This is a genomic window from Phaeobacter sp. S60, assembly GCF_000826845.1.
Classification (GTDB): Bacteria; Pseudomonadota; Alphaproteobacteria; order Rhodobacterales; family Rhodobacteraceae; genus Phaeobacter; species Phaeobacter piscinae.
In genome coordinates this window covers 276739-296767 of record NZ_JSWJ01000011.1, presented here as the reverse complement: position 1 = coordinate 296767, position 20029 = coordinate 276739, and the positions used below count along the sequence as shown (strand labels likewise).

The window sequence follows — 20029 nt, the reverse complement described above, 5'->3', positions numbered from 1 at the left end:
CCCTTGCGCGCGGCCTCAGCCGCTGCGCGCCCGCGCCAGCGCGATAGGCAGTGCGCGGGCGAAGGCGTCGAGCTGATCCTCCGGCCCGCAGCTCACGCGGATGCAGCGGTTTTGCGGCGGGGCAAAGGGCATCCGCACAAACACGCCCTGATCCACCAGACCGTCCAGCACCGATTTGGCAAACGCGCCATCTCTGCCGCAGTCGATGGCCACAAAATTGGTGGCTGAGGGCAGCGGCGTCAGCCCATTGGCGCGGGCAATTTCGCCAATCCGGTCGCGGGCGGTGCTGATGCGGTCCAGAACCTCTGCCAGCCAGTGCTGATCCTGCAGGGCCGCCAGCGCGCCAATCTGGGCAGTGCGGTTCATGCCGAAATGGTTGCGCACTTTGTTGAAGGCGGCGATCAGTTCCGCCTCTGCCAGCACATAGCCCACCCGCGCACCGGCCATGCCATAGGCCTTGGAAAACGTTCGGGTTCGGATCACGCGCGGATCATTGATGTCGATGGGCAGGGCAGTGCCCTCCGGCGCGCAGTCGATATAGGCCTCGTCCAAGAGCAGCAGGCAGCCCTTTGGCAAGGTATCCATCGCCGCCAGCAGATCGGCGCCGCTATGCCAGCTGCCCATCGGGTTGTCGGGATTGGCCAGATAGACCAGCTTCGCACCCACATCTGCCGCCCTGGCAAAGAGCGCGGCGGGGTCTTCGTGGTCGCCCTTGTACGGGACGGTATGCAATACGCCGCCAAAGCCCGCGACATGGTAATTGAATGTTGGATAGGCGCCAAGCGAGGTGACCACCGCATCGCCCTCGCCAATCAGCAGCCGCACCAGATAGCCGAGCAACCCGTCAATGCCCTCGCCAATCATGATATTCTCAGGCGCAACGCTGTGGTGGGCGGCCAATGCCGCGCGCAGGTCGTGGCTTTCGGCGTCGCCGTATTTCCAGATCTCCGTGAGCGAAGCCTGCATCGCCGCAATCGCCTTTGGCGAGGGGCCAAAGATATTCTCATTTGCGCCCAGCCGTGCCTTGAACACCGCGCCGCGCTGGCGTTCCTGGGTTTCCGGCCCGACAAAGGGAACCGAAGCGGGGAGGGATTGGGCGAGCGGGGTGTAGCGTGGCTGTGTCATGGGGGCAGATAACGTGATCGGACCCTCTCGGGCAAGCGCAGGTCACAGCCTGCCGCTTTGCCCCGGCGTTACGCTGGCGCGGGCCGGGGATCCGGGGCAGTCTGCGGCCAAGAGAATGTCCGAGAAAGAGGGGGCCGACATGGCACGGGTATCGGTAGAGATCGAAGACCACATCGCACGGGTGACATTGACCCGTGGCGACAAGATGAACGCGCTGGACAGCCAGATGATCGAAGAGATCATCGCCGCCGGTGAATGCTTGATGAACAGCAAGGCGCGGGTGGTTGTGCTCTCGGGCGAGGGCAAGGCGTTCTGCGCCGGCCTGGATCTGATGAGCTTTGCCCAGATGGGGCTGCAAAACCCCGAAGAGTGGCTGATGAGCCGCTCTCACGGTGATGCCAATCAGGTGCAACAGGTGGCGATGGTCTGGCGGCGGCTGCCAATGCCGGTGATTGCGGCGATCAATGGCGTTGCCTTTGGCGGCGGGCTACAACTGGCGCTGGGGGCCGATATCCGCATTGCCGCGCCGGATGCGCGGTTTTCGGTCATGGAGATGAAATGGGGTATTGTTCCCGACATGGGGGGCATGGTGCTCTTGCCGCAGCTGTTGCGGTCGGATGTGCTGCGCCGGCTGACCTATACGGCGGAGAAGGTCTCGGCGCCGCAGGCGCTGGACTGGGGGCTGGTTACGGAACTGGCCGAAGATCCCGTCGCCCGCGCCCATGAGCTGGCGACCGTGATTGCAGGCCAAAGCCCGGCCGCCATCCGCGCGGCGAAAGCGCTGATCGAGACGGCCGAGGCCAGCACCGACAGCGCCGAGGTGCTGCTGGAGGAATCCCGCGTTCAGGTTGGTCTGATCGGCAAGCCCGAGCAGATGGAGGTGGTCGCCGCCCAGATGCAGAAACGCGCGCCTAAATTCGATTGAGCCCGGCGTCAGCCAGGTCCGAAATGAACCCGTACTGAAACGAACCCGTGCTGAAACGAAAAAGAGCCGCGCCTGGATCTGACCGGCGCGGCTCTTTTCTTAGTGTCTTGCCTCGTCAGGGGCGCGCGCGTCAGATCGAGGCGCGGTAGATCTTGTCGATGTTGGAGCCAAGCGCCGCGTTATAGTCCTCATCGCTCATGGCCACGTTCAGACCTTCGGTCAGGGCGCGGCTGAAGGAGGCGATCATGGTCTTGTTCTGGGACAGCTTCTCGCAGGCGTCATCGGTGGTGTAACCGCCGGACAGGGCCACGACGCGCACCACATTGGCGTGGGCTGCCAGATCGTCATAAAGACCGGCCTCGGTCGGGATGGTCAGCTTCAGCGCCACTTTGGTCTCGGCGGGTAGGGCGTTCAACTCGGCCAGAATCGCGTCTTTCAGCAGCGCTTCAGCTTCGGCTTTGGTGGCGGAGTGGATGTCCACCTCCGGTTCGATGATCGGCAGCAGGCCGGCAGCGGCAATCTGGCGGCCGATGATGAACTGCTGACCCACGACATTCTTGATGCCGGTGGCATTGGCGCCCTTGATGACGGAGCGCATCTTGGTGCCGAAAATCCCGGCCTTCACCGCGCGCGACAGCAGCGCATCAAGATCAGGCATCGGTTTCATGGTCTGGGCGTCGTCCGCCTCATCCGCGAGACCTTTGTCCACTTTGAGGAAGGGCACAACACCGCAAGTGTTCCAGAGGTAGGCAGGCACCGGAGTGCCGTCGATGGCCGCATCCATGGTCTTTTCAAACAGGATCGCGCCGAGGATCTTGTCGCTGTTGAAATCGGGCGCGGTGATGATGCGGGCGCGCATCTTCTGGATCTCACCGAACATCTCGTCGTCATTGGCATAGGCGTCTTCGGTCACACCATAGAGCGCCAGAGCCTTCGGGGTGGAGCCGCCGGACTGATCGAGCGCCGCAATGAAGCCCTTGCCGTTTGCGATACGATCAAGCTGTGCGGTCTGGGTCGAAGTTTCTTGCGCCATAGGTCGGGTCTCCACGAAAAGGGATTGTCTGTCTTGCACCGTCTATACCGCGCCTGCGGCAGGAAACAACTATTAGCATCAGGTGGTTGCGCTAACGCCGTCGCTAACATGACGCCTGGGCAAGAAAGACGCCTGGGCAAGAAAAAAGGCAGACCGCACGGGCCTGCCTTTTTCGTTGTAATGATCTGTGGCGCATGCGGCGCCGGGCGTCACACCAGACGCGAGGCTTCCTTGGCGGCGCGAACGAAATCGTCGAACAGCGGGTGCGGATCAAACGGTTTCGATTTCAGTTCCGGATGGAACTGCACGCCGATGAACCAGGGGTGATCAGACCATTCGACGATTTCCGGCAGGCGACCATCGGGGGACATGCCGGAGAATTTGAGGCCACAGGCCTCCAGTTGCTCGCGGTATTTGGTGTCCACCTCATAGCGGTGACGGTGGCGTTCCTCGATCTTGGTGGTGCCATAGACCTCGGCCACTTTGGAGCCTTCGGCCAGCGTGGCGTTGTAGGAGCCCAGACGCATGGTGCCGCCCTTGTCGTCATCGACCTTGCGCGCGACAGTGTGGTTGCCCTGCACCCATTCTTTCAGGTGATAGACCACCGGCTCAAAGCGTTTCTTGCCCGCCTCGTGGTCGAATTCTTCCGAACCCGCCTCGGAGATACCTGCAACGTTGCGCGCGGCTTCGATCACCGCCATCTGCATGCCAAGGCAGATGCCCAGATAGGGCAGCTTGTGCTCGCGGGCATATTGCGCCGCCTTGATCTTGCCCTCGGTGCCGCGCTCGCCAAAGCCGCCGGGAACCAGAATGGCGTTATAGCCCTGCAAGTAAGGCGCGGCGTCTTCCTTGTCGAACAGCTCGGCGTCGACCCATTCGATCTTCACCTTCACGCGGTTCGACATGCCGCCATGGGTCAGTGCCTCGGCGATGGATTTATAGGCGTCTTCCAGCTGGGTGTATTTGCCCACGATGGCAATTTTGACTTCGCCTTCGGGGTTGTAGATGCGGTCAGCCACATCTTCCCAGCGGGCCAGTTTGGGTTTCGGGGCAGGGGCAATGCCAAAGGCATCAAGAACCGCCTGATCGAGACCCTCGCGGTGATAGGCCAGCGGCGCCTCATAGATGGATTTCAGATCCTGCGCGGCAATCACCGAGTCGGCGCGCACGTTGCAGAACAGCGCCAGTTTTTCGCGTTCCTTATGCGGGATCGGACCCTCGGAGCGGCAGACCAGAATATCGGGGGCCAGACCGATAGAGCGCAGCTCCTTCACGGAGTGCTGGGTCGGTTTGGTCTTCAGCTCACCGGAGGCCTTGATATAGGGCAGGAGGGTGAGGTGCATGAAAATACACTGGCCGCGCGCCTTGTCATTGGCGAACTGACGGATCGCCTCAAAGAAGGGCAGACCTTCGATGTCGCCGACGGTGCCGCCGATTTCGCAGAGCATGAAATCAACCTCATCTTCGCCGATGGAGATGAAGTCTTTGATTTCATTGGTCACATGCGGAATGACCTGAATGGTCTTGCCGAGGTAATCTCCACGGCGTTCCTTTTCCAGCACGTTGGAATAGATCCGGCCCGAGGAGACCGAGTCGGTCTTGCGGGCGGCCACGCCGGTGAACCGTTCGTAGTGGCCCAGATCGAGATCGGTTTCGGCGCCGTCGTCAGTTACGAAGACTTCGCCATGTTCGAACGGGCTCATCGTGCCCGGATCGACGTTCAGATAGGGGTCCAGTTTGCGCAGGCGGACGGAATAGCCGCGCGCCTGAAGAAGTGCCCCAAGAGCGGCGGATGCCAGCCCTTTGCCCAGAGATGATACAACACCGCCAGTAATGAAAATGAAACGCGCCATGAGTGTTCGGCTGCCCCCGTGAGAAGTCAGAATTCAGCTGCCCGGCGGTTGCAGAAACCGCAGCATCACGGGGCTTTACGTATAAAGGATTCGCGCAAAATGCGCAAGCAAGCCGCAAGATGCTGTTACGGCTGCTTTTGTTCATTCTAAGTGTAGTGGATTCTCGCGAATCCCGCGTCAGACGCAGTGGTCATTGTCGGATCTGCCCAAAGCGGTGAGATCCGCCGGGCCGATCCAAAGGTCCGGACCCGAAGGGCCGGATTTAGTCTGCGCTGGGAACCAGCGGTGCGTTGTCGCCCTGAACCGGCGGCAGCAGATCGCTGCCGAGCGGCGCTTCGGGGGCATCAGCGGCACCCTCTGCGACAGGGGCGCTCAGGCGGTCCGCGACCGAAGAGCCTGCGGATTTCTGTGCCGCCAGAATGGTCAGCGTGATCGAGGTGCCGATAAAGGCCACGGCCAGGATCCAGGTCAGCTTGCTCATCGCGGTGGCTGCGGCCCGGCCAGACATGGCCCCGCCACCGCCGCCGCCCATGCCAAGGCCGCCGCCTTCGGAACGCTGCAAGAGGACAACGGCAATCAGCCCCAAGGCCAGAAGAAGATGGATGATGAGTACGACGTTTTCCATAGGATCCTACGGCGGTTGGCTGAGTATCGGGCGGTAAATAGGGAAGATTGCTCTGAGGGGCAAGGGCTCAGTTTGTCGAAGCGTGGAGAACGCGGCGCTATGGCCTCTGAGGCGGCTGAAATGTGCAGGAAATAGCGCAGGATCGGCGCCTGCGGGAGGAGGCGGTGGCGCCTTGCATCAGGCCCGCTGATCCCATCCATGACGGATTGTGACTGGACAGGTTTGCGCTGTGGCGGGCAGTCTCACCCCATGCCTCATGATCACGCTGACGCCCCGCATAGCCTCTTGCCCCCGGATCCTGCCCTGCGCGTCAAGGCGCTGGAAACCCTGCTGACCCAGAAGGGGCTGATTGATCCGGCCGCTCTGGATGAGATTATCGACACCTATCAGAACCGCATCGGTCCTGCGAATGGCGCGCGGGTGGTGGCCCGCGCCTGGCACGATCCGGACTTCAAGGCCGCGTTGCTGGCTGACGCCGATCCGGTGCTGGCGGATCTGGGCTATTATGGCCGTCAGGGCGAGCATATGGTGGTGGTCGAGAACACCCCCGCGCAGCACAATATGGTCGTCTGTACCCTGTGCAGCTGTTACCCGTGGCCGCTCCTGGGCATTCCGCCGGGGTGGTACAAATCGGATGCCTACCGCGCCCGCGCTGTGCGTGAGCCGCGCCGGGTGCTGGCGGAGTTTGGCGTGACCTTGCCTGCGGACACATCGGTGCGGGTCTGGGACTCCACGGCCGAGGTGCGCTATCTGGTGCTGCCGATGCGACCCGAGGGCAGCGAAGGGATGAGCGAAGAACAACTGGCCGCATTGGTGAGCCGTGACAGTATGATCGGCACAGGATTGGCGATCGCGCCCGAGGTGGCGGCGTCATGAGCCGGGTCCATGACATGGGGGGACGATTCGGCGATGGGCCGGTGACGCCCGAACCGCAGGGCGCCCCGGTTTTTGCCGAAGACTGGCACGCCCGTGCGCTGGCGATAACGCTGGCCTGCGGCGCGTTGGGGCAGTGGAATATCGACACGTCGCGCCATGCGCGCGAACGGCTGGCACCGCTGGATTACACGCGGTTTTCCTACTACGAGAAATGGCTGGCGGGTTTGGCAACGCTGCTGGTGGAAAAACAGGTGCTGAGCGCCAAGGATCTTGCCACAGCCACTGACGGCAAGGATGGCACGGGCCCAGATCGCGCGGCCCCGCATCCGCTGGCTGCCCGTGCCCTGAAGGCGGCGGATGTGGCCGCAGCACTGGCCAAGGGTGGTCCGGCGGATCGCCCCAGTGATGTGGCCGTTGCCTTTGCCCCTGGTGACCCTGTGCGCTGTCGCCGCCCCGGTGGCAATCGGTTGGTGGCGGGCGGCCACACGCGGCTGCCGACCTATGCGGTTGGAGCGCGGGGGTGGATTGTGCGGGTGCATGGGACGCATGTCCTGCCTGACAGTGCCGCCCATGGTCTGGGGGAGGCACCAGAGCCGCTCTATGCGGTGGCCTTTGCGGCATCGGACCTGTGGAGCGCGCCGGAGCATCCGGGTGACGAGGTGGTGCTGGACCTGTGGCAGAGCTATCTGGAGGCGGTATGAGCGGATTTGAGAGTTTGACACAGGCGCAACCGGACCCGGTCTTCGGGCAGCCCTGGCACGCGCAGGTCTTTGCGCTGACGGTGCATCTGAATGAACGCGGGGCGTTTTCTTGGGGCGACTGGGTGGCGCGGTTTTCTGCGACGCTGCGCCGTCACGGGTTGGCGAAGGATCTGAATGGTGGCGAGGATTATTTTGCCGCCTGGCTGGAAACGCTGGAACACTATCTGGCCGAGGCCGGAACAGTGGCGGTCGAGGACGCCGCAGATATGCGCCTGAAATGGGAGGCGGCCTATCTCGCCACGCCTCATGGCCAACCGGTTCGGCTGGCAGAGCCCGCAGCGCAGGAGGGCTAGCCCGCGTTATGCACAACGGGCAGGGCCGCTGCGGCGGCTTCGTAAACAGGGGGTTCAGACACTGTTGGGGGCATGGCGCTGTGTTGGTGTCTGCGGCTGGATGTCTCCGGTGTGACCCCTTGGTCTGATGGGGTTTATTCGGTGTCTCCTCCTACGGATGAAAAGAAAAGAGGGCGGCGCCGCCGCTAAAGCTCTGGTCAGGCCCGGGTGGGGCCTGGCGGACAGGATATCCTGATCTGCCCCCGCATTGTTTGGCGTGCCAACTGCGGTCTTACGCAGCACCATGCGGATGCGGAGCCGATCTTGGGTCGTCTTGGTTGGTGGCGCAGCAGGGCGGTTACTCCGGCTGCGCAGAGGTGATCGATCAGCGATCAGTCTGGCAGATTTGTGGGTAATGATCGTGAAGAGGGCGCGCGGTGAGGAGGCAACGGGGGCGGGCGCGATGGCAGGGTGCGATAGCAGCGCGCAGGAGGCGCGATTTGCGAAGTGTTGCCTGTCTTCCTGAAGCAGCCGAACTAAGGGCGTTTCGCGACATCAGTTGCCGGTCGATAGATCCTCGTGCAGCTGGGTCAAGCGCATCGCAGCGGTTTTCAGGGGTTCGAGAAACTCGAGAATCTGGCTCAGCGAGTGACGTTGAACCGGGGCATGAACCGAAAGGGTTGCCATCAGTCTGTCTTGAGTATCAAGGATCGGCACAGCAATCGCAGCCATGCCAGTCATGAATTCCTCGTCATCGGTCGAGTAGCCCCGTTCACGGGTTTTTTGCAGCTCTGCGCGCAGCGCATCAGGAGAGGTGATTGTCTTGTCGGTCTGTGGCTCCAGAGCCCGGGCTGAGAGCACGCTGTTTAAGGTCGCAGCCCGCAATGTCGACAGATACATCTTGCCGCTAGCCGTGCAGTGAAACGGCACCTGGGTACCGATCGGAAGCTGAATGCGCAGCGGCCATTTGGTCTCAACACGGTCCAGATAGGTCATGCCTTCGCGATCTGGCGTCGCCAAATTGCAGGTTTCTCCGATTTCCTCAGCTACCGCCTTTAGGATGGCCAGTCGGGCCGTGCGCAGATGTTCGGATGAAATTGTGTTCACCGCCAGTGACCGCAGTCTCGGGCCGGGTCCATAGGAGCGCCCATCGAGATCGCGTTGTAGGAAGGCTTCTTCCTCGGCGGTTTGCAATAGCCGGTGCAGGGTGGGCTTTGGCAGGCCCAGAGCCTCAGCCAATTGTGCAGGCTTTACTGCGACGCCCCGCCGGACAACCTCCTCCAGAATCAACAGCAGCCGCAGGTTTGTTGGAATCTGTGTTTCTTTGGGGGGGCTCGTCCGGTCGGGCATGGCGTCACATCTATCTGTTGGGCAGCAGGATCAGCGCCAGATCGGGAACCAGCGCAACCAGTACCCAGACACCAATCAATGCTGCAAGGTAAGGCATGGTATAGCGCAGCAGTCGGAAGTAGGGAACGCCCGTCACTCCAGATGCGACATAGAGGTTAAGCCCGTAAGGCGGCGTGATAAAGCCAATCGAGGCTCCCACCAGGAAGATCACCGAGAAATGGATTGGATCTATCCCAGCTGAGGCCGCGATGGGTGCGAGGATTGGCGCGAGGATAATGGTCACAGGCAGGCTTTCCAACACCATGCCAGAGAAGAACACGATCACCATCGATGTGAAGAGCACCGCGTGGTAGCCCCCCATCGAAGTAACAAAATCGCCGATGGTTTGCTGCGCACCTAATAGCGACAGGATTTGTTGCATCACCACAGAGATAGCAATAAGCGGCGCCAGAATGCCGGTGATCTGAGCTGATCGCACCACCACTGCTGGGATTTGCCGGATGGTAAAACCTTCGACCACCAGCATCTCAGCGTAGGATTTTTCTGATATTGGCCTATCCTTGCGTGATCCCATGATCAGGTTCAACGGATAGCTGACCAGCCCTGCAATCACGCAAAACCCAACAGTAACACCTGCCGCTTCAGTCGGAGAGAATTTGCCTGTATAAATACCCCAGAGAACCAGCCCAATTGCGAAAAAACCGAGCCAGGCTCCAAAAGCGGTTTTTAGAACGCGGGTGAGTTGCAGTGGGATCAAATGTCCCCAGCCGTTGATCCGACAGATGGTCCAGCAGGCCAATTGCATCCCGATCACCATGAGTGCTCCTGGCAGGATGCCGGCGACAAACAGTTCCGAGATCGGTAAGTTTAACAGAAAGCCATAAACAATAAAGATAATCGAGGGTGGGATGATAATCCCCACCGTACCGCCCGCAGCTGCCGTGGCTGCTGAAAAGCGTTCGTCATAGCCACCCTTGACCATCTCGGGATGCAGCATCGACCCGATGGTTGCCGTCGTCGCGGAATTGGAGCCGGAAATGGCCGCAAACAAGCCGCAAGCCCCAAGGGCTGCCATGGCAAGTCCGCCCCGCAGCCAGCCCAGACAGGCATATGCGAAATCCGATAGTCGCCGGGCAATCCCTGACTGGTTGATCAGATCCCCAGTGAGGATAAACAACGGCATCGCCAAAAGGGCAAAACCTTTGTTGAAGACGTTCAGCAGCTCAGCGCCCATATTGTCGAGCGTCAGCCCCAGCACAAACGAGCAGCCGATCACCCAATATGCAATGACCAGCAGCACCGGTACGCCCAGCATGAAAAGGAAGGTAACACCCAGCGAGATCAGCGTGACCCAGGAGCCGTCCGTCATCAGATGTCCCCTCCGATTACAGCCTGTTTGATAAGCGGCGCGCCAGAGCGCCAGTTTGCAAAATCCTCAATCAAGTTTTCAAACACCCGCGCCACCATCAACACAAAGGACATTGGCGCTGTGATCAGGAACCACCACTGCATGACATTGTCGGTGCCCAGAACGATCTGAAAATTTGACGCCGATAGGGCTGTCATTCGGGTGGTTGTGACCAGTACGATCACCGCAAACACAAACCACAACACGGCATCCAACATCAGACAGGCCAACTGCCCGCTGCGGGGCATCATGGTTCGAAACTCGGCAAAGCTGAGGTGGGTCCGCAGTCGCACATTAAAGGCAGCTCCAAACCAGGCCATGATCATAAACAGCAGCGGCGGGATGGTTGTTGACCAGGGCTGCTGATTGGAGAATATGAAGCGGTCGATAACGCCCCAAAAAATGATAAAGGCAATCGCCAGATAGCTATAGACCATCACGGTGCGCTCCAGATGGCGGTCCAGCCAGGGCACCAGCTTGTAAATCCATAGCATAGTCAGACCACTCACTGCGGTGGCAACTGTTCCGAAGACCCAAGCGCCTTGTGTTTGGAGCGCATTGCGGATTTCCCAACTATCTTGCGACATGAACGCCTTAAATATGTCGCTGATCTCAGACCAGAGTCCCATTTCTTCCTCCCTGATGTCCACCGCGTTGCGCCCGGTGCTCGGACAAGTGAAATCGGCGCGCAACTGCACGCCGATCCTTATCTATGGTATCGGGTTTTAGGCTTTCCACCACCGGCGAGGTTCGACATTTTCAGGTTTCATGTCCTTGGGTACCTGGCGCGCGATGTCATAGATTTCCTGATAGGTATCAATGCCACCTGCCCATTTGTTCAGGCGGTCTCGCCACTGTTCCCAGAGCTGAGGCTGAAACTCTGGCGAGCACATCTCCTCGGCCATCCTGATCTGGTCATCAGCGAGGAACGCGTTGCGCACGTTGTTTTCAGCAAAAATCGTCCCCGGCATTTGCGGGTCGGAATGACCGACCGTTTTAACCAGTGCCGCCTCATTTGCGGCCTGCACATGGGTCTGAGCCCAATAGGCGCTCTCCATCACCGCGTCCTGAAGATACCCCTCGAGACTGTCAAAGACAGAGGCGCTCATAGAGGTGTGCTCGGTGCCGCAGAAGAATTTCAGGTCTACCGACTGGCTGACCACTGGTGACATATTGGCATAGGCCACAGCAGAGGCCCAAGTTTCCGCACCATCAATCAGGCCCTGCTTCAGCCCGTCCAGCGTTTCTTCCCAGGCGACTGGAACGGGATTGAGGTTCAGCGCCTGCATGGCAATTCGGCCCAGCTGGGTTCCGGTCACTCGGTTTTTGGTGCCAAAAAGCTGCTCCAGCTTGGTCACGGTGGGTTTGTCTTCCCAACCCAGACCCAGCTGAATGCCGCGCAGCTCGCAATGGCTGAACAGGAATTTCAGCCCGTGCCGTTTTTCCAATGGATCCCGCAGAATGCGTTGTGAGTCCGGGCTGTACAGGAAATGATACTGTGAAGCCCGACCGGGGAACATGTAGGCGTAGTCAAGAACATTGAGATAGGGCGCGCCTCCGGCCGAGTTCTGGGTCGAGGCTGCATAAATATCGACAATGCCCTGCTGTGTCTTTTCAACACATGAAGTCTGGCCGCAGATTTGGTTGTTGCCGATGAACTCAATACGGATCTCCCCGTCCGTACGGCTCTCCAAATCACGAGCGAATTCCAAGGCGCCAGCGCGCTCAATTAGTAGATTTTGGGCGTTAAATCCAGAGGCGCCAAACTTGAGCGTATGCTTTGCGGGCTTTGCATAACGCTTGTCGTAGGTAGATTCAGCTGCTGATGCGAGGTTGGCCAGACTGATGGCACCTCCAAAGCCCCCCGCTGCCAAAAGAGTCGAACTCATGCCGTAGCGGCCTGCGACGCGGAACAAGTCCCGCCGCGAGATGCGATGTAGATTCTCCTTGAGTCCCATAGTTTCCCTCCCTAGATGAAATTATTGAGACGTTTTATCTCAAAAACGCTAGCTCAATTCATGCAATCTGCATAGACTTTTTTTCGTGAGCAACGGGAGGGACGAGTTTTGGACGCTGACTATATCATCGTGGGTGCCGGTTCTGCGGGCTGTGTCATTGCCAACCGGCTAAGTGCGAACCCTCGCAAAAAGGTGGTTCTACTCGAAGCGGGCGGAAAAGATATCAACCCTTGGATCCACATCCCTGTTGGCTATTTCAAAACCATCCACAACCCGAAGGTCGACTGGTGTTACAAAACGGAACCTGATCCGGGTCTGAATGGCCGATCAATCGAATGGCCCCGCGGAAAGGTCCTCGGCGGTTCTTCCTCGCTCAATGGGTTGCTCTATGTGCGTGGGCAATCGCAGGATTATGATCGCTGGCGCCAGATGGGCAACGAAGGCTGGGGCTGGGATGATGTTCTTCCCCTGTTCAAACGAAGCGAAAACAATGAACGAGGCGGCGACGCTTTTCATGGCGATCGGGGCGAGCTTTCTGTATCAAACATGCGCATCCAACGCCCTATTACCGATGCTTGGGTCGCTGCGGCCCAGGCCGCAGGCTACAAATTTAACCCTGATTACAACGGTGCCGATCAGGAAGGGGTTGGGTTCTTCCAACTCACGGCGCGCAATGGACGACGCTGTTCGTCAGCCGTGGCTTTTTTGAACCCGGTCAAGTCACGGCCAAATCTACAGATCATCACCCATGCCCATGTGCAGCGTGTGGTAATACAAGGGAAGCGTGCAACCGGTGTGACCTATAAAGATCGGTCTGGTAACACGCATGTCATCAACGCAAATTGTGAAGTGATCCTATCTGGTGGGACCATCAATTCGCCGCAAATCCTGATGCTTTCCGGCATTGGCGAGGCCGAGCACTTGTCTGAACATGGTATAGACGTGATCGCTGATCTGCCTGGCGTCGGCAAGAATATGCAGGATCACTTGCAGGCCCGACTGGTCTACAAGTGTAACGAACCAACCCTGAATGACGAAGTCAGTTCTCTGCTGGGGCAGGCGAAGATCGGTGCGAAGTATCTGATGTTCCGGGCGGGTCCGATGACTATGGCCGCCAGCCTTGCCACCGGGTTCCTAAAAACGCGCCCTCATTTGCAAACCCCTGACATCCAATTTCATGTCCAACCACTGTCTGCGGAAAACCCTGGCAAAGGCGCTGACAAATTCTCGGCTTTCACTATGTCGGTTTGCCAGCTTCGCCCCGAATCTCGTGGTGAGATCCGGTTGAGATCCAGTGATCCCAGCGCCTATCCAAAGATCTTCCCCAATTACCTCTCGACGCAAACAGATTGTCAGACCCTGGTCGATGGGGTGAATATTGCCCGCAAAATTGCTCGACATGCTCCCTTGACGTCCAAGATATCGGAAGAATTTCGCCCGCACGCCAGTTTAGACATGGAGGACTATGACGCAACACTGGACTGGGTGCGCAACAACACCGCATCGATCTACCACCCTACGGGAACCTGCATGATGGGCCGGTCCGCACAAGCCGTTGTTGATGCTCAGCTGCGGGTACACGGCATAACCGGGTTACGGGTTGCTGATTGTTCTATCATGCCTGAAATTGTGAGCGGAAACACCAATGCTCCTGCGATAATGATAGGAGAAAAGGCCAGTGAGCTCATCGTTCAGTCTACCAAGACATCGAGCTAGGGAAAGGCCAGATTGTAGGCGTCACTGCTAGGGCGGCGGCCTGCCGTGAGTGCACCGTTCTCCGGAGGTCCCTGAAGCCGGAGGGGGAATCGCCGGGCCTCAGAGGCCTGAGCGGGGCGGGGGCTGGAGAGCGGGCCTGGGTGCGCGGAGCGTTGTCCGGTTGCCCGACGCAACGGGGCTCAGGCCTGCTTCGGGCCACTTTCGCACGATATCCTGCGGAAAAGCGGTGCGCAGGCGGGGTGCGGCGAAAAACCGGTTCCCCTGTCTGCGCTGCCTCGTTATACGGAGCGTCGGTTTCAACCAGCATACAGAGGACCTGAGATGGCCAATGTCGTGGTAGTCGGCGCCCAGTGGGGTGACGAAGGTAAAGGCAAGATTGTCGATTGGCTCAGCGAGCGCGCTGATGTCATTGCGCGTTTCCAGGGCGGTCATAACGCCGGTCATACGCTGGTGATCGACAGCAAAGTCTACAAGCTGCACGCGCTGCCCTCGGGTGTGGTGCGCGGCGGCAAGCTCTCGGTCATTGGCAATGGCGTGGTGCTGGACCCCTGGCACCTGATGAAAGAGGTCGAGACCGTGCGCGCGCAGGGCGTGGATATCTCCCCTCAGACGCTGATGATTGCAGAAAACACGCCGCTGATCCTGCCGCTGCATGGCGAGTTGGACCGGGCGCGCGAAGAGGCGGCCTCCAAGGGCACCAAGATTGGCACCACCGGGCGCGGCATTGGCCCGGCCTATGAGGACAAAGTGGGCCGCCGGGCGATCCGCGTGGCGGATCTGGCGGATGAGGCGACCCTGATTGCCCGCGTTGATCGTGCGCTGCAGCACCATGATCCGCTGCGCAAAGGCCTGGGCATTGAGGCGGTGGACCGTGACGGGCTGATTGCTCAGCTGAAAGAGATCTCCAAAGAGATCCTGCCCTTTGCCGCGCCGGTGTGGAAAGTGCTGAACGAGAAGCGCAAGGCAGGCAAACGGATCCTGTTTGAAGGGGCGCAGGGCGCGCTCTTGGATATTGATTTTGGGACCTACCCGTTTGTGACCTCCTCCAATGTGATCGCCGGTCAGGCGGCCACAGGTGTGGGCATTGGTCCGGGCTCCATTGATTATGTGCTGGGCATTGTGAAGGCCTATACCACCCGTGTGGGTGAAGGCCCGTTCCCGACCGAGTTGCTGAATGCGGATGGCACCCCGGATGCAGATGGTGAGCGTCTGGGCACCCGTGGTCACGAGTTTGGCACCACCACCGGCCGTCAGCGGCGCTGTGGCTGGTTTGATGCCTGCCTTGTGCGCCAGACCTGTGCCACCTCAGGTATCACCGGGATTTCGCTGACCAAGCTGGATGTTCTGGACGGGTTTGAAACCCTGAAGATCTGTGTCGGCTACGAGCTGGACGGCAGCCGTCTGGACTATCTGCCGACCGCAGCTGACCAGCAGGCGCGTTGCACCCCCATCTATGAAGAGATGCCGGGCTGGAGCGAGAGCACTGAAGGGGCGCGCAGCTGGAACGATCTGCCGGCCAATGCCATCAAATACGTGAAGCGCGTGGAAGAGCTGATCGACTGCCCGGTTGCGCTTTTGTCCACCAGCCCGGAGCGGGACGACACCATTCTGGTGACCGATCCCTTTGCTGACTGATGTCTGACGAAGGTGGTCTAAGCTACAAGGCGCGGCGGCGCTGGGCGCTGGTGATCCTGCTGATCGGCATGCCGCTCTATATCGTGCTGGCGGTCAATGTGGTCAGCTGGCTCGACCGGCCCTCGCTGCTGGTGGAGTTGGTGGTCTATGTCCTATTGGGGGTGTTGTGGATCCTGCCGTTCAAATTCGTCTTTCGCGGTGTCGGCAAGGCGGATCCCAATGACCCGGATCAGGATCAGGGCTGAGTTTATGATATTGGCGGGGAAGGGGCGCTGCCCCTCTTGACCTTGCGGTCAATTCACCCCGGAGTATTTGTGGAAAGATGACGGGCGGTTTGCCCTGAACATCTTGCCCTAGACAGAAAGAAGGCGGCCTTTGCGGGCCGCCTTTTTCATGTGTTGCACGGGGGTCAGGGATCAGCCGACAGCGCGGTTGCCGGGTTGAAAGCCGATCTGGCCGGAGGCGGTGAAGCGACCGTTGTCGGCGCGTTCAATCTTGCCTTCGCGCAGGAGTTGGCCAAAGCTGCGCAGCCCGTCTTCACGGTTGAATTCGGTCCCGTCGACGCCGCGAACCTTGTTCATCAGCTGCGGGCGGGAGAAGTGATCGCGCCCTTCTACAAAGCTCATATAGGCGGCAGCGGCTTCGAGCAGCTCGCCGAGTTCGACTGCGCCGGTTTCTTCGGCGTAGGCGGCGAAGCCGCCTTCGGTGGCGCTGGTTGCCGGGGAGTCTTCAGCCAGGATCGCAGCGGAGACCCGGCGCGGGCGCACCGGTGCGGCTGGGGCGGCGCTGCTGTCGTCGATGCGCTGTTCCTGTACCAGTTTCAGTGGTGCCGGGCGGCTGGCGGGTTTGGCGGGGCGCTGGTCGGCGCCGCTGCGGCCCTCACCGCTGGAGGTCGGGCGGGCATCGGGGCGGCGCGGGCGCACCACGCTGGCCAGATCATCGCGGTAGACCTGCGCGTCATCTTTGTTTTCCAAGGCGCCACCGGCGCTGCGTTCGGTGGAGGCCGCGGCCATAACGGCGCGCAGCTGGCTGTAGGTTTCGCGCGAGGTGCTGTTTTCGGGGTCTTCCAGACGTTCGTCGGCGGCGGCCATCAGGCGGGCAATATCGCCGTCGGCGGTGCTGGTGGCGCCGCGTTTGGGGCCCGGTTGCGGCGCCACGGATGCGGCGGCCTCCTGCGGGGTGCTGATGGGTTGGGGGGCCTCTGTCAGCTGCGCAGGGTGCTGGCGCGTTGCCGTGTCGTCAGGCTGCAGCTCAGCGCTGTCATCTTCGTCGTCATAGGCCGCCTGCGTATCTGAGATATCATCGATATCGTCAGCACCGAGCAATTCTGCCTCTACGGCGGCGAGTTCGGCCAGCAGTTCGGCCTCGTCATCGGGGGACAGGCTGCTGTCGGTGGCAGGTTCTGACGCGGGTGTGCTGGTCTGGGGGGCCAGTGTGGCGGTGCTGTCAGCCGCTGGGGCGCTGGCCTCATCATCGACCGCTTCCAGCGTGCCGCTGGCCATGGCGCCTTCGATCTCGCGACGCTTGACGCGCAGCACGCGGCCCCGCTTGCGCGGCGTTTCGGGTTTTGCGGGTTCGGCCGCGTCAGCTGTGACCTCAGTCTCTTCGGTCTCTTCGGGCTGGGAGGTCGCAGCGGGCGTATCGCTGTCCTGTTCGGCGGCGATATCATCCAGACCGTTCAGATCATCGCGGGTCTCTTCATCTGAGGTGTCATCCTCAGCCTCGGCTGTGCCGCTATCGGCGAAGAACGCCTCAGCGCCTTCGGGCACGTTGGGGATGGCCGGTGTGTCAGAGGCGTCAGTGTCTGTTCCAAGGTCGAGGCGGTTCAGCGCCTCGGCGATATCGGCGTCGCTGTCGGCATCGGCGGTTTCTGTGGGTGTCTCATCCGCGCTCTCTGCATCCACCGCATCGTGATCGGCGGAGAGCGCATTGGTGATGTCTTTCACCGCGTCTTCGCGCGCCTGTTCGGCGTGCTGATCTTCGGTGAACTCCTCCGTTGGGGTCTTGGCGACAACCGCGCGAATGCGGCGCAGCTTGGCGGCGATGCTTTCGGCGGAGCTGTCAGTCTCGGCCTGAGCGGGATCGGCCTGGACCGCCTCGGGTTCCACAGTCTCGGCCACAGCCGTATCAGCCGAAGCGGCGACGGGTGCGGCGGGCGCAGTCTGTTGCACTGGCTGCAGCGGTACCTCTGCCACCTGAACTGGGGCCTCGGCGGCGGGCTGGATCTGCGGCGCGGCTTCAACGCGTCTGGCGGTCGGCTCAACCGGGTCTGCGGCGGTGACCGGAGCCGCAGTCGGGGAGGCGAGAGCGCTGGAAGCGCGGTGCTGCGGAGCATCACCTGCGGGCTGTGTCGGTGTTTCGGCGGCGGGGCTGGTCAGGGTGGCGGCGCGCAGGTGGATGCCTTCGGCGCTGGTGCGGGCCTCGACCTGGCGGGCAACCTCACGCTGGGCAATCCGGGCCAGCATCTCGGCGTCCGGCTGTGGCGGTTCTGCCCCGAAATAACGGTCATCGGAGGCGAGATCGCGAAAATACTCCGCAATCGCCTTCATGGTGCCAAATGAATCGTCGAACCCTTCCAATGTGCAGGAAAAAGTCCCGTAGGAGACTGTCAAAACCTTGTTGTTCTGTACCATCGGATAGGTGTCCTCGCCAAAGTCATTGCCGCTTACGTTGCTGGCGCAGGGGGTCAAATTGCGCCCGAATCCGTGCAATTGATCGTATCATTTTGTGTTCAGATTGTGGTCTGTTTCCTTTTCTGCGAGTAATCCTGGTATGAAAGAGCTGATTGTTGAGCGGGTTGAGCCGGTGACGCTGGTTGGCGCCGGGGTGCTGGGACCGGATGATCTGGAGGTGGCGCTGGCGCTGGCTCCGGTGCTGGTTGCGGCGGATGGCGGGGCGGCGCATGCGCTGGCAGCGGGGCATCGCCCGGTTGCGGTGATTGGCGATCTGGATTCGCTGGCGGCGGAAGTGCAGGCGGATCTGGCGCCGGGGTCGCTGCATCATGTGACCGAACAGACCTCTACGGATTTCGACAAGGCGCTGCGGATGATCGGCGCGCCGGTGGTGCTGGGTGTTGGATTTTTGGGCGGGCGGATTGACCATCAGCTGGCCGGGTTCAATACGCTGGTGCAGCCACATCCCAGTCCTTGCGTGCTGCTTGGCCCGCAGGAGGTGGTGTTTCATCTGCGCGGTGAGATTGCGCTGCCGCTGACGGCGGGGGAGGTGGTGTCACTGTTTCCGATGCAGCAGGTCACCGGCTGGTCGGAGGGGCTGGCCTGGCCCATTGAGGGCTTGCAGCTGGATCCGATGGCGCGGATCGGGACTTCCAACCGGGCGACGGGGCCGGTGCGGCTCAGGGCGGATGGGCCCGGGATGCTGGTGATCCTGCCGCGGGCGCGGCTGGCGGATGTTGTCGCCGCGTTACGGACGCAGGGGTGAAAGTCTGACAGGCAGCGCCGGTCAGACCGCTGGCTGCTCGGGCGCGAGGGGCGGATCCTTGAGCAGCAGCGCAGCCTTGTCGGCGGCCGCCTTTTGTAGCTGGATCTGGCGTTCGCGCAGGATCACGAAGAGGCCGGCGGCGATGGTGATTAGGATGCCGATCGCGGCGAGGCCGTTCGGCAGCTCATCAAAGATCCATAGACCAATCAGGGCGGCAACCGGAATTTCCAGATATTGCATTGAGGCCAGTGTGGCAGCGGGCGCGTAGCGCAGGCTCCATGTCATCAGCAGATGCGCGGCGGTGCCCAGCAGACCGATTGCGGCCAGAAGGCCCCATTGCTCAGCGTTTGGTGTGATCAGCGCCAGTACGGGAACATCCGCGATCTGGCCCAGCAGCAGCACGGGGGCCAGCAGCACACAGGCCATGGTGCCGGAGACCGCCTGCAGGCCCACGGGATCGGTGTCCTTGGCGATCTGGCGGGTGACCAGCATGAAAAGCGCAAAGATCACCGCCACCATCAGTGGCCAGAGCGCGTGCCAGCCGACAGCCACAAAGCTGGGCTGTATCACCAGAAGCGTGCCCGCAAAGCCGACAATGCAGGCCAGAAGGCGGATCATGCCCACCTCTTCGCCCAGCACATATTTACCAAGGAGCAGCATGATGAACGGCATCACAAAGGCAATCGCCACCGCATCCGCAAGGGGCAGGTGTTTCAGCCCGGTGAACATGGCGCCGATGCCTGCGATATGTAGCAACGTGCGCACAAAGGTGAGGCGCAACACGCGGCCTTGCATCCGCCAGATTCTGCCCGTCGCCCAGATCAGCGGGGCGAGCAGCAGAACCTGAGCAGCAAAGCGGACAAACAACAGTTGGCCAAGAGGGATATGCGCCCCCAGCAGTTTGGCGACCGCATCCCCCATCGGGGCGGTGATGCAGAAACCAAGCATCAAAAGGATGCCGAGAGAGGGGCGATCATGGGTCATGCGGCCACGCTAGGCGCGGGCGCATGGGGATGCAAGCAGGGGTTGCGATTTGGATCTGGCGGGATGCGTG

Annotated in this window: 18 protein-coding genes; 8 read left to right on the top strand and 10 right to left on the bottom strand. The window is 60.9% G+C overall.

What is annotated here, in order from left to right:
- Window positions 1–15 precede the first annotated feature (15 nt).
- The gene (locus tag OO25_RS11340; protein ID WP_040180180.1) at window positions 16–1125 is read right to left on the bottom strand and encodes a pyridoxal phosphate-dependent aminotransferase; all 1110 of its coding nucleotides are present in this window, start codon (window positions 1123–1125) and stop codon (window positions 16–18) included.
- A 139-nt stretch (window positions 1126–1264) separates the two neighbouring features.
- Between OO25_RS11340 and OO25_RS11335 the strand changes: the two genes are divergently transcribed.
- Entirely contained in the window at window positions 1265–2050 is a 786-nt protein-coding gene (locus tag OO25_RS11335) for a crotonase/enoyl-CoA hydratase family protein (RefSeq protein ID WP_040180322.1), read from the top strand.
- A 130-nt stretch (window positions 2051–2180) separates the two neighbouring features.
- On the opposite strand, the gene OO25_RS11330 is transcribed toward OO25_RS11335, so the two are convergent.
- The 3 genes from OO25_RS11330 to secG all read right to left on the bottom strand — a co-directional run bounded on the left by OO25_RS11330 (window position 2181) and on the right by secG (window position 5561).
- Window positions 2181–3083, bottom strand: coding sequence for a fructose bisphosphate aldolase (locus OO25_RS11330; protein ID WP_040174041.1), 903 nt, complete (start codon window positions 3081–3083; stop codon window positions 2181–2183).
- 209 nt (window positions 3084–3292) lie between these two features.
- A complete protein-coding gene (locus tag OO25_RS11325; protein WP_024096471.1) occupies window positions 3293–4936 on the bottom strand; it encodes a CTP synthase in 1644 nt (547 codons plus the stop codon).
- Between the two features lie 262 nt (window positions 4937–5198).
- Window positions 5199–5561 carry a preprotein translocase subunit SecG gene (gene secG / locus OO25_RS11320; protein WP_040180179.1) on the bottom strand — a complete coding sequence of 121 codons (363 nt, stop codon included), beginning with the start codon at window positions 5559–5561 and terminating at the stop codon, window positions 5199–5201.
- Window positions 5562–5810: 249 nt separating this feature from the next.
- Between secG and nthA the strand changes: the two genes are divergently transcribed.
- From nthA to OO25_RS11305, 3 genes are read left to right on the top strand one after another with little or no spacing between them, the layout of a single operon-like run.
- On the top strand, window positions 5811–6437 hold the full coding sequence (gene nthA, locus OO25_RS11315) for a nitrile hydratase subunit alpha (protein WP_040180178.1): 627 nt from the start codon (window positions 5811–5813) through the stop codon (window positions 6435–6437).
- The gene (gene nthB / locus OO25_RS11310; protein WP_040180176.1) at window positions 6434–7138 is read left to right on the top strand and encodes a nitrile hydratase subunit beta; all 705 of its coding nucleotides are present in this window, start codon (window positions 6434–6436) and stop codon (window positions 7136–7138) included. Before nthA ends, nthB begins: the two co-directional genes overlap by 4 nt.
- Window positions 7135–7491, top strand: coding sequence for a nitrile hydratase accessory protein (locus OO25_RS11305; RefSeq protein ID WP_040180174.1), 357 nt, complete (start codon window positions 7135–7137; stop codon window positions 7489–7491). Before nthB ends, OO25_RS11305 begins: the two co-directional genes overlap by 4 nt.
- Window positions 7492–8025: 534 nt before the next feature.
- On the opposite strand, the gene OO25_RS11300 is transcribed toward OO25_RS11305, so the two are convergent.
- From OO25_RS11300 to OO25_RS11285, 4 genes are all read right to left on the bottom strand, one after another.
- Entirely contained in the window at window positions 8026–8820 is a 795-nt protein-coding gene (locus OO25_RS11300) for an IclR family transcriptional regulator (protein ID WP_040180172.1), read from the bottom strand.
- Window positions 8821–8830: 10 nt separating this feature from the next.
- Window positions 8831–10189 carry a TRAP transporter large permease gene (locus tag OO25_RS11295; RefSeq protein ID WP_040174049.1) on the bottom strand — a complete coding sequence of 453 codons (1359 nt, stop codon included), beginning with the start codon at window positions 10187–10189 and terminating at the stop codon, window positions 8831–8833.
- Window positions 10189–10857, bottom strand: a complete 669-nt coding sequence (locus tag OO25_RS11290) for a TRAP transporter small permease (RefSeq protein WP_040174126.1) — start codon at window positions 10855–10857, stop codon at window positions 10189–10191. The genes OO25_RS11295 and OO25_RS11290 overlap by 1 nt, the downstream gene beginning before the upstream one ends.
- Before the next feature lie 96 nt (window positions 10858–10953).
- Entirely contained in the window at window positions 10954–12186 is a 1233-nt protein-coding gene (locus OO25_RS11285) for a TRAP transporter substrate-binding protein (protein WP_040174051.1), read from the bottom strand.
- A gap of 108 nt (window positions 12187–12294) precedes the next feature.
- Here OO25_RS11285 and OO25_RS11280 point away from each other — a divergent pair, with 108 nt between their 5' ends.
- From OO25_RS11280 to OO25_RS11270, 3 genes are all read left to right on the top strand, one after another.
- Complete coding sequence (locus tag OO25_RS11280; RefSeq protein WP_040180170.1) at window positions 12295–13902, top strand: GMC family oxidoreductase; 1608 nt, start codon at window positions 12295–12297, stop codon at window positions 13900–13902.
- A 321-nt stretch (window positions 13903–14223) separates the two neighbouring features.
- Window positions 14224–15537 carry an adenylosuccinate synthase gene (locus OO25_RS11275; protein ID WP_040180168.1) on the top strand — a complete coding sequence of 438 codons (1314 nt, stop codon included), beginning with the start codon at window positions 14224–14226 and terminating at the stop codon, window positions 15535–15537.
- The gene (locus tag OO25_RS11270; protein ID WP_040174055.1) at window positions 15537–15782 is read left to right on the top strand and encodes a DUF2842 domain-containing protein; all 246 of its coding nucleotides are present in this window, start codon (window positions 15537–15539) and stop codon (window positions 15780–15782) included. The genes OO25_RS11275 and OO25_RS11270 overlap by 1 nt, the downstream gene beginning before the upstream one ends.
- 171 nt (window positions 15783–15953) lie before the next feature.
- On the opposite strand, the gene OO25_RS11265 is transcribed toward OO25_RS11270, so the two are convergent.
- The gene (locus OO25_RS11265; protein WP_040180321.1) at window positions 15954–18170 is read right to left on the bottom strand and encodes a hypothetical protein; all 2217 of its coding nucleotides are present in this window, start codon (window positions 18168–18170) and stop codon (window positions 15954–15956) included.
- A 139-nt stretch (window positions 18171–18309) separates the two neighbouring features.
- Between OO25_RS11265 and OO25_RS11260 the strand changes: the two genes are divergently transcribed.
- Window positions 18310–18975 (top strand): thiamine diphosphokinase, encoded by a 666-nt coding sequence (locus OO25_RS11260; protein WP_040180166.1) that lies wholly within the window; start codon window positions 18310–18312, stop codon window positions 18973–18975.
- 21 nt (window positions 18976–18996) lie between these two features.
- Here the strand turns inward: OO25_RS11260 and OO25_RS11255 are convergent, their stop codons facing one another.
- Window positions 18997–19959, bottom strand: coding sequence for a DMT family transporter (locus tag OO25_RS11255; RefSeq protein ID WP_040180165.1), 963 nt, complete (start codon window positions 19957–19959; stop codon window positions 18997–18999).
- Between the last annotated feature and the right edge of the window lie 70 nt (window positions 19960–20029).

What these genes read in the sequence shown, in the direction of transcription:
- OO25_RS11340 (WP_040180180.1), bottom strand. Translation starts at nt 1,125, where the DNA reads ATGACACAGCCACGCTACACCCCGCTCGCCCAATCCCTCCCCGCTTCG.
- OO25_RS11335 (WP_040180322.1), top strand. Translation starts at nt 1,265, where the DNA reads ATGGCACGGGTATCGGTAGAGATCGAAGACCACATCGCACGGGTGACA.
- OO25_RS11330 (WP_040174041.1), bottom strand. Translation starts at nt 3,083, where the DNA reads ATGGCGCAAGAAACTTCGACCCAGACCGCACAGCTTGATCGTATCGCA.
- OO25_RS11325 (WP_024096471.1), bottom strand. Translation starts at nt 4,936, where the DNA reads ATGGCGCGTTTCATTTTCATTACTGGCGGTGTTGTATCATCTCTGGGC.
- secG (WP_040180179.1), bottom strand. Translation starts at nt 5,561, where the DNA reads ATGGAAAACGTCGTACTCATCATCCATCTTCTTCTGGCCTTGGGGCTG.
- nthA (WP_040180178.1), top strand. Translation starts at nt 5,811, where the DNA reads ATGCCTCATGATCACGCTGACGCCCCGCATAGCCTCTTGCCCCCGGAT.
- nthB (WP_040180176.1), top strand. Translation starts at nt 6,434, where the DNA reads ATGAGCCGGGTCCATGACATGGGGGGACGATTCGGCGATGGGCCGGTG.
- OO25_RS11305 (WP_040180174.1), top strand. Translation starts at nt 7,135, where the DNA reads ATGAGCGGATTTGAGAGTTTGACACAGGCGCAACCGGACCCGGTCTTC.
- OO25_RS11300 (WP_040180172.1), bottom strand. Translation starts at nt 8,820, where the DNA reads ATGCCCGACCGGACGAGCCCCCCCAAAGAAACACAGATTCCAACAAAC.
- OO25_RS11295 (WP_040174049.1), bottom strand. Translation starts at nt 10,189, where the DNA reads ATGACGGACGGCTCCTGGGTCACGCTGATCTCGCTGGGTGTTACCTTC.
- OO25_RS11290 (WP_040174126.1), bottom strand. Translation starts at nt 10,857, where the DNA reads ATGGGACTCTGGTCTGAGATCAGCGACATATTTAAGGCGTTCATGTCG.
- OO25_RS11285 (WP_040174051.1), bottom strand. Translation starts at nt 12,186, where the DNA reads ATGGGACTCAAGGAGAATCTACATCGCATCTCGCGGCGGGACTTGTTC.
- OO25_RS11275 (WP_040180168.1), top strand. Translation starts at nt 14,224, where the DNA reads ATGGCCAATGTCGTGGTAGTCGGCGCCCAGTGGGGTGACGAAGGTAAA.
- OO25_RS11270 (WP_040174055.1), top strand. Translation starts at nt 15,537, where the DNA reads ATGTCTGACGAAGGTGGTCTAAGCTACAAGGCGCGGCGGCGCTGGGCG.
- OO25_RS11265 (WP_040180321.1), bottom strand. Translation starts at nt 18,170, where the DNA reads ATGGTACAGAACAACAAGGTTTTGACAGTCTCCTACGGGACTTTTTCC.
- OO25_RS11260 (WP_040180166.1), top strand. Translation starts at nt 18,310, where the DNA reads ATGAAAGAGCTGATTGTTGAGCGGGTTGAGCCGGTGACGCTGGTTGGC.
- OO25_RS11255 (WP_040180165.1), bottom strand. Translation starts at nt 19,959, where the DNA reads ATGACCCATGATCGCCCCTCTCTCGGCATCCTTTTGATGCTTGGTTTC.